The sequence below is a fragment of the Shewanella sp. A32 genome (assembly GCF_029167175.1).
Taxonomy (GTDB): Bacteria; Pseudomonadota; Gammaproteobacteria; order Enterobacterales; family Shewanellaceae; genus Shewanella; species Shewanella yunxiaonensis.
This window is the reverse complement of record NZ_JARFTS010000038.1, coordinates 1-11,005: the sequence shown is the minus strand read 5'-3', so window position 1 is coordinate 11,005 and position 11,005 is coordinate 1. Positions and strand designations below refer to the sequence as shown.

Here is an 11,005-nt window from a genome sequence, read left to right as displayed (position 1 = left end):
CGCCGATGGTAGTGTGGGGTCTCCCCATGTGAGAGTAGGTCATCGCCAGACGCCTAATACAACAGAAAGGCCACCCTTAGCGGTGGCCTTTTTGCTTTCTGCCATAATATTTCTTAGTACTACTCCTTACAGCATCCATGCACTTTGGTGTCCTTTTATCTGCAATAATGATATTGCGTTCTTAATAAATTCTAATTTCTGTGACTAAATAGTTTATTAATGTATGTTAAATGTTGATTAACCGTGTGAGATATATATATTTGTGGCGCAGTTGTTGATGAATGTTGAATCTTAAAAAGATATCTATAAAGCATAAAAAGCAGTAATTAATAAAGGATGCCACGATGAAGTTACACCTGTACCCCACAAGAGTAATTCCATTTGGTTTGTCAGCGTTGAGTTTAGTGGTTGGGAGTGTGTTATTTCCTGCCATTGGATATGCGGAAACAAAGCAAGATAACGTCGATCAAACCGAAATCAATAAAGCAAAATCCACTGATGCAGAAATGCTTGAGCGTATTGAAGTCACGGCTACAAGACGCACTACGACGGTTCAGGAAACGCCATTAGCGATTTCTGCGCTGTCCGGCAACATGCTCAAACGCAACGGGATCACCTCGGTTGAAGAGTTCACTAAGATGGTTCCGGGGATGAACATTCAGGATAGTGGTCCAGGTTCTAAGCGTATTAGTTTACGTGGCGTCACTGCACCAGGAGAAGGCACCGTTGGTGTTTACTACGATGAAATCCCAATTAGCGGAACCGTTGGTGTAAGTAGTGACGCTGGCGGCAGAACGCCAACTGCTGCACTGTTTGATGTAAACCGGGTTGAAGTTGTGCGTGGCCCACAAGGTACCCTTTATGGTGCTAGCTCTATGGGCGGTGCTATCCGAACTATTTTCAATAAACCCGTCGATGGATATGAAGGCGCTTTTGAAACTAGTTATGGCGATATCGCCCATGGCGGTGTGCAGAAGTCCGTAGACGGCATGGTAAACGTTCCTTTGGTCGAGGGTTTGCTGGCCGCGCGTTTGGTCGGCTTTCGTAAAACCAGTGATGGTTACATCGATAACGTCTTTCTTGGTATCAAGAATGTTAACAGCTCTACCAAAGAAGGCGGCAGAGCAATGGTGCGTTTTACTCCCACCGAAGACATTACTTTCGATGGCATGTATTTATTGGATAAGACTGAAGCCGGCAGTAACACCTGGAATCCAGCCATTGGTGAGTATCAGACGGTTTCTCAAATTAACCAGCCCTTTGAGGACACCACCAAGCTCTACAGTGGCACCTTGAACTGGGATTTGGATTTCGCCAAATTAACTGCCGCTGTAGGTAATTTTAAACGTTCTACTGAATACAACATGGATGACAGTTACTACATTGACACTTATCTCAATGAGGATAAATGTCAGTCGCGCTGGAATGATGGTATAGCCTGTAGCAGTGATGAGCTGAGTGCATACTATGATTATGTCAACAGCCTCACTCCCGCCGTGCTGCAGCATAAAGGTTACATGACTAACAAAACCTATGAAATGCGCCTGACCTCCAATGGTGAAGCCGTATTTGATTGGACTGTCGGCGCTTTCTATCAGCAACGTGACGACTATGTACAGTCGCAAGACGGTGCGGCTGATGAGGCGACAGGGCGGTTAATTGAACCGATTGAACTGTTCTATCGGCGTTACATTCTCGATAATCTTGAACAGAAAGCGCTGTTTGGCGAGACCACCTACCATGCTACGGATAAGTTAGATGTTACCGTGGGACTGCGTTGGTATGATTATCAGAAAACCGTAACCGGTGAAACGACCAATGCCTGGGAGCTGATCAACGCGTTTGAAAAGCCAAAAACCTCAGTTGATTTCAGTGAAAGCGGTAACCTCTTTAAAGGCAATGTTTCCTACAGCATGACCGACGATATGATGTTTTACGGTTCTGCTGCCCAAGGTTTCCGTCCCGGTGGTGCCAATAACGTGATTGGTCTGGCAGAGATGCTGACCGGTTATGAGTCAGATTCGTTGTGGAATTATGAAGTCGGCATGAAGAGTTCCTGGTTGGATCGTGATCTGCAGTTCAATGCGGCGACCTATCTGATCGATTGGAGCAACATGCAGGTGCGTGGGCGTACCACGGATGGCGCATTTTCTTTCCTGTCTAACGCTGGTTCAGCGCAGATGATTGGTTTGGAAATGGAGTCAGGGTGGCGTATTACTGATGATCTGTTCGTTTCCGGTAATGTTAACTTCATTAATGCGGAGTTAACTGAAGATCAGGTAAGTGATGTGGTGTTGGCTGCGGGTAAAAAGGGCGATCGTATCCCGTACATTCCGAAAGTCACCGCAATGCTGTCACTCAGTTACAGCTTGCCACAGATCCTGTCAGGTTTCGACAGTTCAATCCGCGCAGATGTTAACTATGTCGGCTCTTCTTATACTGAGTTGCGCCCGGATGATACCTATTATCTGAAGATGGATGCGTACACCTTGGCGAACTTACGTTTCAACCTGGATTCGGCGACGACAGGTTGGGGGTTCTCTTTCTATATCAATAATCTGTTTGATAAGAATGCTATCGTCTATGATGCAGGTAGCTATGATTATCCCCACGAGGATGCTACCAGTGCAATGCCTCGGACTATCGGTGTGACAGTTCGTAAAGACTTCTTTTAAGCATCCCGATCGTATGCCGCTGCAGCTGTAGCGGCATTTTCGTAGCACATTATGGAGTTTCCAATGTTGTTAACACAAAAAATTGGGAAATTTGCAGCGCAGTATTTCATCAATAACCCCCGTGTTGTTAAGGCGGGGTTGTTTAGCTTGGTTTTTGCCGCTGTCAGCTGCCAACTGTCAGCAGCCGAGATCCCCTCACCGAAAGATATTCTCGGTCACAATCCCGGTGATGATTATTATCTGGCCAACTATGAAGATTCATTGCGTTATTTTCATGCGCTGGCAGCCAAATCTGACAAGATCAAAATGTTCGAAGCCGGGAAAAGCTCGCAGGGGAGAACACTGGAATTTGCGGTGATCTCCAGTCCGGAAAACCTTGCCAAATGGGAAGAATACAAAGCGATTTCTCGTAAGTTGGCGGATTCCCGCAGATTGACCGATGCAGAGGCCCATAAGCTCGCTAAAAACTCCAAGATTATCGTGCATATCGACGGCGGGATGCATTCATCGGAAGTAGCCGCTCATCAGTTACCCATCCGTCTGGCATACACCTTACTTTCATCGACTGATCCCAAGATTACTGAGCTGTTAAATAAAGTGATATTGGTGCTGTGGCCAACCTTAAATCCGGATGGTCAGGATATGATTGTCGACTGGTATCGCCACAATGTGGGTACGCCGAACGAAACCAGCCCAATGCCTTGGTTATACCAGGAGTATGTAGGTCATGATAATAACCGTGACGGCTATATGCTCAACATGAAAGAGACGCAAGTGGTGACTGCCGCGGTGCAGGAAAACGCACCAGCGATTTTTTACGCGCAGCATCAAAAGGCACCATTCCCAGCTCGCATTTGGGTACCGCCTTTCTCCGACCCGATCTCGCAAAATATCGATCCGATGATGCGCAACTGGACCAGTCTTATTGGAATGCACATGATCGGTGAGTTTGAGTCAGAGCAACTCCCCGGGGCGATCGCTCAGGCGCGGTTTGATAACTGGTATCCTGGCTTTTTGGATTACACTCATGTGTTCCGCCATACCATTGCTTATTTTACCGAAACTGCGTTACACGAATATGCTACGCCCTGGACTTATGATCCGGCTAAATTCCCGGAGAATCGGAAAGACTTAAAGCCGCAAATCATGTACCCGTCGCCCTGGAACGGGGGTAAATGGACACTTGGTGATGCGGTGCATTATATGGAAGTGGCTTCACTCTCCACCCTGGACACTGCTGCACGTTATTCCGAACAGATCCAGTATGACCGTTATCAGGCCGGCCGTGACACTATTGCGCGCTTCAACAGTGAAGGCCCCTACGCCTATGTGATCTCCGCCGCACAGCATGACCTGTCTGAAGCGGGGGCGTTGGTCAATATTCTGTTAAAGCAACAAATTGATGTTTACCAGCTGAAAAAGACGACGGAGTTCGCGGGCAAGCGTTACCCTGCCAACTCTTGGGTGATCCCGATGGCACAACCTTATGCCGGTTTGGTGCAAGAGTTGTTTGAGACGCAAAAGTATCCGGCAACATTCCTCGACAAAAATGGCCTGCCAGAGAATCTGCCATATGATACTACTGGCTGGACCTTGCCATTACAGATGGGGGTTGATGTTGCCGCTGTCACCGAACCCTTGAGTCAAACACAACAGTCAAGAATGCATGTCGTAACTGCTGTATCTCTGCCAGCGGACATTAGTGGCAAAGGTGATGTGTTTGTGTTGCCGCAAGCTGAAAACGCGGCTTACAAAGTCGTGAATCAGGCGTTGGCTGCTGGCGCGACCGTCGAGCAAGCTATCGTTGATAAGACCCCCAACTTTTTTATTAGCGGTGTCAACCAACAGCAGCTAACAAGTTGGCTGCAAGCCGCGAACATCTCGGCTAAAGCAATTAAAAAAATGCCAACTGCCAATAAACTCAACGCTGCTCGCGTTGGTTTGTATCGTCCATGGAAGCCTTCGATGGATGAAGGTTGGACACGCTGGTTAATGGAGCAGTATCACTTCCCGCTAGCATCGTTGTACAACGCGGATATTAAAGCCGGCCATTTAGCGGATAAGGTCGATGTCATTATATTGCCCGACATCAACCTGAGTTGGCTGATGGATGGTTTTAGTGCTGCTAAAGATGATGCTGACTCGGACAATAATGGTGGCGCTAAGGTTGACCCAGTTCCGCAGCAATATCTTGGTGGTATCGGTCCTGAGGGGGCACAAGCGCTGCGTGATTTTGTCGCCAACGGCGGAAGATTAGTCGCATTTAACAGCGCGTCATCTGCGGCCATCAAAGTGCTCGGTTTGCCGGTGAGCAATGTGCTGGAAGGTGTAGATTCCAATGTATTCTACTGCTCCGGGGCATTGCTGCAATTACAGCTTAACGCTGAAGCTGATAGTGATGTATTGGCTGGGTTACTTCAGTCGCCTGTCGCTACGTTCTCGCACGGTCCGGCATTCAAAACCTTGCCAGGATTTGATGGGCAGATCTTGGCGTCTTATCCAAAAGAAGGCAATCCATTGCTTAGTGGCGTGCTGTTACATCCGGAAGCGATTAATGGCAAGGCGGCGGCAATTAAAGTGAAATATGGTAAAGGTGAGGTGTATCTCTTTGGTTTCCAGCCTCAGTGGCGCGGTCAGTCACATGGTACCTATAAGTTTGTTTTTAATACGCTATATCGATAAGCCGTAACGCAATATTCAGGCATTGTGGATTCACATGGTTAAGGGTGAAAATCCACAATGCCTTTTATCCCTTCAGATCCCTTCAGCCAAGTTCGCGGTCAGCGGCAACTCTAAAAAACTATTCATCACATAAAATAGCTTTTCACTGCGAGGTAAGTATCGGTTCAGACAGTCACAGACAATGTCGCTGATTCAATCTTATTTGGTGCAGTCAGCGCACTTAATGGTGCAGTAATTTAGCGGGCATTTTGTGGTTCCGAACATCTAACGGTTTATTCAGTCGGCGCAACTTAGCTGAATCCCAGCAAATTAGGGATTAATGCCTGCTAACTTTTTGAATCGATGGCAAACGGGCCATTTCCCGCATGCTGGTATGAAGTTTGTAAGTGCTTTGTTAATAAAATCAATGAAAACACTGTGGCTGGCACGGACAAGCCGAATACCGGAGGTACGATGTTTGAACAAAAATGTATAGCGGGAATATTGACGGCCAGTATGTTGAGCCTGGCGTTATCGTTTGCCGTGCATGCAGAGGTGAGTCTGGCTCAGGCCAACGCCATCCAACGCGCGTTGCTGACATTAGACACTCATCTGGATACCCCGGCGAATTTGGTCAAGCCGGGCTTTGATATTATGCAACGTCACAGCTACGACGAGGATTTCACTCAAGTGGACGTTCCGCGAATGAATGAAGGATTATTGGACGGCGGCTTTTGGGCTATCTATTCTCCTCAAGGACCATTGACCCCCGACGGCTATGAAAAAAGCCGTGACACCGCGATTCTGCGAGCGCTCGCGATTCACACCATGGTGACTGCCCACCCAGATACTTTTGGGTTTGCGACCGAAGCTGCACAGGCGGCACCGATTAAAGCCGCGGGTAAGCACGTAGTGTTTATGAGCATAGAAAACGCCTATCCCCTGGGAACCGACCTGAGTTTATTGACCACATTTTATAAGCTGGGAGTGCGGTTGGCCGGACCGGTACATTTCAAGAATAATCAGTTGGGTGACAGCTCTACCGATCCCGAGGGCCCTAAATGGGGAGGATTATCACCGCTGGGCGAGCAGTTTGTTGCAGAAGCCAATCGTCTCGGGATAGTCCTGGATGGATCACACGCAGGTGATGCAACCGTAAAAGATATGATCCGCCTGTCTAAAACGCCGATCATGCTGTCCCATTCCGGGAGTAAAGCGGTGTATGCGCACCCTCGTAATATTGATGATGATCTATTAAAGGCGTTAGCCGCGTCGGGCGGGGTGATCCAGATGAATGCCTATAGTGCTTATCTCAAGCAGCTCCCGGAAAATCCACAACGTAAAGAAGCTTTTAAAGAGCTAATGGCGATGATGGATAAAGCGGAAAATGGCGACATGAGTGCTAAGGAATTTGAGCAAATGCAGGCGAAGCGCCGCCAAATTGAGCATGATTTCCCGGCAGTTAAAGCCACCTTTGACGATTATATGGAGCATTTCCTGCACACTTTAAAAGTTGTCGGGCCATTACATGTCGGTATCGGTGCTGACTGGGATGGCGGCGGTGGTGTCGAAGGTATGATGGATGTCGCCAGTTTGCCAAAAATTACCCAGCGCTTATTGGAAGCTGGATATACCAAGGAAGATTTGGCCAATATCTGGGGCTTGAACGCATTGCGAGTGCTAAAGCAGGCCGAAGATTATGCCAAAAGCCTCAGTAACCACACGACAGTGCAATAAGGTGACGCAGAGATTGCGCGCAGAAGGTTAAATCCTGGCTAAGTGGTTGCTCTCCAAAATGGCTTGACGCTTTTCGCATTCAAAACGCCGTCTTACAGATATGAGACGGCTTTAGTTTAACGGCATTAATACCGGGTCGGGCTGTAATTATCGGGTACTATGAGTACAATAACCGCCATTCCAATAAGCGTTAGTACTCTTTAATGTCGCAACCAGCAATTTCCCTCAACTCTTTTAACACCTTTGCACTTGCGGCGAACTGCCAGCAGTTAATCATCGCTAAAACTCGCGCTGAATTAATTGCGGCGTGTCGTCAACATCAGCATGATGATGTGCCGCCATTAGTGTTGGGTGGTGGCAGCAATATACTGTTGTTGGAAGACTTTGAGGGAACTGTGATTAAAGTTGAGAATCACGGTATCGAATTGCAACAGACAGAAAGCAGCTATCTGTTGGCCGTCGAAGCGGGAGAAACCTGGCATGAATTGGTGTGCTATTGTTTGCGATATCAAATTCCTGGACTGGAGAATCTGGCGTTAATCCCAGGCACAGTCGGTGCTGCCCCCATTCAGAATATTGGCGCTTATGGCGTCGAATTTGCGGATGTGTGCGACTGGGTCGAATATTTTGATATGGCTAAGCAACAAGTCATTCGTCTGAGTGCCGCCCAATGTCAGTTTGGCTACCGCGATTCTGTCTTTAAGCAACAGTTGCTTGATAAAGCACTGATCCTTGGTGTCGGTTTACGTTTGCCAAAACATCCGCAGCCGAAATTGAGCTACGGCCCACTGCAACAATTGCCTGCGGATGCCTCGAGTCAGATGATTTTTGACTGTGTTTGTGCAACGCGTCGAGAAAAAATTCCCGATCCAACACGGTTAGGTAACGTCGGTAGCTGTTTTAAAAACCCTATTATTGCGGCTGATGAATATGCTCGGTTGTTAGGGGAGTTTCCAGAGATTGTAGGTTATCCATTAGCCACCGGGGAGACAAAAATCGCTGCCGCCTGGTTAATCGACAAAGCGGGGCTGAAGGGCGCTTGCTATGGCGATGTGATGGTTCATCCAGGGCAACCTTTGGTATTGGTGAACCGGGGTAATGCCAGTGGTCAGGATGTGGTTTTGGCCCTGCAATCGGTACGTTCGAAGGTTTATCAAATATTTGGGATCACGTTAGAACCTGAACCAAGAACTTATGCTGCAACAGGTGAAAAGAGGATCTGATTATGTCCGGACAATGGCAACGCAAGCGCGAAATTCTGACCCACTTAAATAATGGGGAGTTTATCTCAGGTGAAAGCCTGGCAGAGATTTTAGGTGTTTCACGCGCAGCCATTGGTAAACAGATTGCCGGACTGGCCGAATACGGCATTGATGTTTTTAGCGTGAAAGGTAAAGGATATAAGTTGTCTAACCCAGTATTTCTCATCAATGAATCCGAGCTGTTGGCTAACATCACCAATCGTTGTTTTTATTTTGATGAGATCGCCAGTACCAATGCGTTTTTGTTAGAACATTTAGATGAACTGCAAAGCGGCGACACTTGCATCGCAGAGTTTCAATCTGCCGGTCGAGGAAGGCGAGGTCGCAGGTGGGTTTCGCCTTACGGCAGTCATCTCTATTTCTCTATGTTTTGGCACTTGCCACAGGGAATGACACAGGCGATGGGGCTGAGTTTGGTGGTGGCGTGTTCTCTGGTGAGCGTCTTAACTCAACTAGGTGCCAAAGATGTGGGCGTGAAATGGCCAAATGACATCTTTTTCGAACATCGCAAGTTGGCAGGCGTGTTAATCGAAATGAGCGGTACTGCCGACAGTGGTTGTAACTTAGTTATTGGTATTGGCGTGAATATCGCCATGGCTCAACAACAGGGTGAATTAATTGACCAGCCCTGGAGCGATTTGCAGCAGATGTTGGTCAATCCCGATAAGACCATACTTGCCAAAACGCTGCAGCAGCAATTACACAAAGATCTTAAACTGTTCGAGCAAAAGGGATTAGCCGCCTTTACCGACCGTTGGCATGCCGCAGATATCTATTTAGGGAAACCGGTACGCTTGTTGCTGGGTAATGACAGTATTCACGGTCGTTACCTAGGGATAGATGAGCAGGGGGGGGTCATCCTGGAAACCGCCAGCGGTCAACAGCATTTTGTCGGCGGCGAAATCAGCTTACGCGGTGTTTAGTTATTTCCGTAACAATACTTGTTCCATCGCATGGTGCGCACCTTTCTTTAGAATAAGGTGTGCGCGCTCCCTGGTGGGCTGAATATTGGTCCGTAAATTTGGGCCGTTAATCGTATCCCACACATGTGAGGCCATTTTGGTTGCTTCATCATCCTGTAACTTGGCAAAATGATGAAAATAGGAATGAGGATCGGCGAACGCACTGCTACGGAATTGCAGGAAACGATCGACATACCATTCTTTTAGCCATTTCTCTTCGGCATCCACGTAAATTGAAAAATCGACGAAATCCGAGACAAACGGTCTTTTGATGCTGACGGGAGAATCCAATTCTGTCTGCAGTACATTCAGACCTTCCAGTATCAGAATGTTGGGCTGACGAACACTCACGGTTTCTGCCAATCGATCATAAGTGATGTGCGAATAAAGTGGTGCCTGTACTTCAGCTACGCCGGATTTTATTGCAGAGACGAAGTCTACCAGTAACTTCATATCATAACTTTCAGGAAACCCTTTGCGTTGTAACAGCCCCTTACGTTTCAACACATCCAGTGGATACAAAAAGCCATCGGTGGTGATTAAATCCACCCGCGGATGCTCGGGCCAATGACTGAGGAGTGCCTGTAAAATACGTGCCGTAGTACTTTTACCCACGGCCACACTGCCAGCGATGCTGATAATATAAGTACTATTAGCTTCCTGTTGTCCGAGAAACTGATTAAGTACCACACCACGCTGCTGTTTAGCTTTTACAATCAGATTTAATAAACGACTCAATGGCAGGTAGATATCGGTGACTTCAGATAGCGACACCTTTTCGTTGATACCGCGTAATTCGGCTAAATCGTTCTCTGTTAACGTCAGTGGAACGGCATTGCGCAATTGTGCCCATGAATCGCGGCTAAAAGGCATGTAAAGTGCCTGCTGAATGGTGGTTGACTGTGGCATCTGTTTTCCTCACTCAAGGACTGGCACAGTACACCAAGCAATATTGTTCAACAATAAAAATATTGTATAGCCGCGGCTTAGCGGTTGATTGCGGCTTTTACCTATGACCAAGTGAAAAAACGCTGAATTGCTGCAGCAAGCCTTAGAGCAAAAAAACGGCGTTTGAGTGATTTTTTCTGAATTTTACCAATTTTATGTTGCACTCGGAGCGACATTTACCTAATATCCGCTACCGAAATGAATGCCGGCATAGCTCAGTTGGTAGAGCAACTGACTTGTAATCAGTAGGTCCCGAGTTCGACTCTTGGTGCCGGCACCATTCATCGGAGGGGTTCCCGAGTGGCCAAAGGGATCAGACTGTAAATCTGACGGCTCCGCCTTCGAAGGTTCGAATCCTTCCCCCTCCACCATTTTTTTGAAGGTAATAGATAGCCTAGGTTAGGTGCGCGGGTATCGTATAATGGTAATACTCCAGCCTTCCAAGCTGATAACGCGGGTTCGATTCCCGCTACCCGCTCCAAAATCATGCTGATATGGCTCAGTCGGTAGAGCGCATCCTTGGTAAGGATGAGGTCCCCAGTTCGATTCTGGGTATCAGCACCAGCCTTCCTGGAAAGCAAATCTGTTGCCGTGTAAGATAAATGTTCGACGCTTGTTTGCGCCGAACTTTTTCATTATGTAATAGTTTCACCTCCAAACAATCGTAGATTGAGGCAATACCATGTCTAAAGCTAAATTTGAACGTAGTAAACCCCACGTAAACGTGGGTACCATTGGCCACGTTGACCATGGTAAAACC

Annotated in this window: 6 protein-coding genes and 4 tRNA genes; 9 read left to right on the top strand and 1 reads right to left on the bottom strand. The window is 47.5% G+C overall.

Features of this window, described 5'->3' with window-relative positions; translation table 11 throughout:
• Positions 1–344 precede the first annotated feature (344 nt).
• The 5 genes from PY479_RS17020 (at position 345) to birA (ending at position 9,258) form a co-directional block, all read left to right on the top strand.
• Positions 345–2,675: a TonB-dependent receptor gene (locus tag PY479_RS17020; protein ID WP_212595086.1), complete on the top strand. Its 2,331-nt coding sequence runs from the start codon at positions 345–347 to the stop codon at positions 2,673–2,675.
• Positions 2,676–2,738: 63 nt separating this feature from the next.
• Positions 2,739–5,357 carry a M14 metallopeptidase family protein gene (locus PY479_RS17015; RefSeq protein WP_275484489.1) on the top strand — a complete coding sequence of 873 codons (2,619 nt, stop codon included), beginning with the start codon at positions 2,739–2,741 and terminating at the stop codon, positions 5,355–5,357.
• A 495-nt stretch (positions 5,358–5,852) separates the two neighbouring features.
• Positions 5,853–7,073 carry a dipeptidase gene (locus PY479_RS17010; RefSeq protein ID WP_275484490.1) on the top strand — a complete coding sequence of 407 codons (1,221 nt, stop codon included), beginning with the start codon at positions 5,853–5,855 and terminating at the stop codon, positions 7,071–7,073.
• A 203-nt stretch (positions 7,074–7,276) separates the two neighbouring features.
• Positions 7,277–8,296: a UDP-N-acetylmuramate dehydrogenase gene (gene murB, locus PY479_RS17005; RefSeq protein ID WP_275484488.1), complete on the top strand. Its 1,020-nt coding sequence runs from the start codon at positions 7,277–7,279 to the stop codon at positions 8,294–8,296.
• Positions 8,297–8,298: 2 nt separating this feature from the next.
• Positions 8,299–9,258, top strand: a complete 960-nt coding sequence (gene birA, locus PY479_RS17000; protein WP_275484487.1) for a bifunctional biotin--[acetyl-CoA-carboxylase] ligase/biotin operon repressor BirA — start codon at positions 8,299–8,301, stop codon at positions 9,256–9,258.
• Here birA and coaA read toward each other — a convergent pair whose 3' ends face one another.
• Positions 9,259–10,206 carry a type I pantothenate kinase gene (gene coaA, locus PY479_RS16995; protein ID WP_275484486.1) on the bottom strand — a complete coding sequence of 316 codons (948 nt, stop codon included), beginning with the start codon at positions 10,204–10,206 and terminating at the stop codon, positions 9,259–9,261. It lies immediately after the preceding gene.
• 243 nt (positions 10,207–10,449) lie between these two features.
• Between coaA and PY479_RS16990 the strand changes: the two genes are divergently transcribed.
• The 4 genes from PY479_RS16990 (at position 10,450) to PY479_RS16975 (ending at position 10,809) form a co-directional block, all read left to right on the top strand.
• Positions 10,450–10,525, top strand: a tRNA-Thr gene (locus tag PY479_RS16990).
• Positions 10,526–10,531: 6 nt separating this feature from the next.
• Positions 10,532–10,616 (top strand) — tRNA-Tyr (locus PY479_RS16985).
• Between the two features lie 36 nt (positions 10,617–10,652).
• Positions 10,653–10,726: transfer RNA gene (locus PY479_RS16980), tRNA-Gly, on the top strand.
• Between the two features lie 7 nt (positions 10,727–10,733).
• A tRNA-Thr gene (locus PY479_RS16975) sits at positions 10,734–10,809 on the top strand.
• The last annotated feature ends 196 nt before the right edge of the window (positions 10,810–11,005 follow it).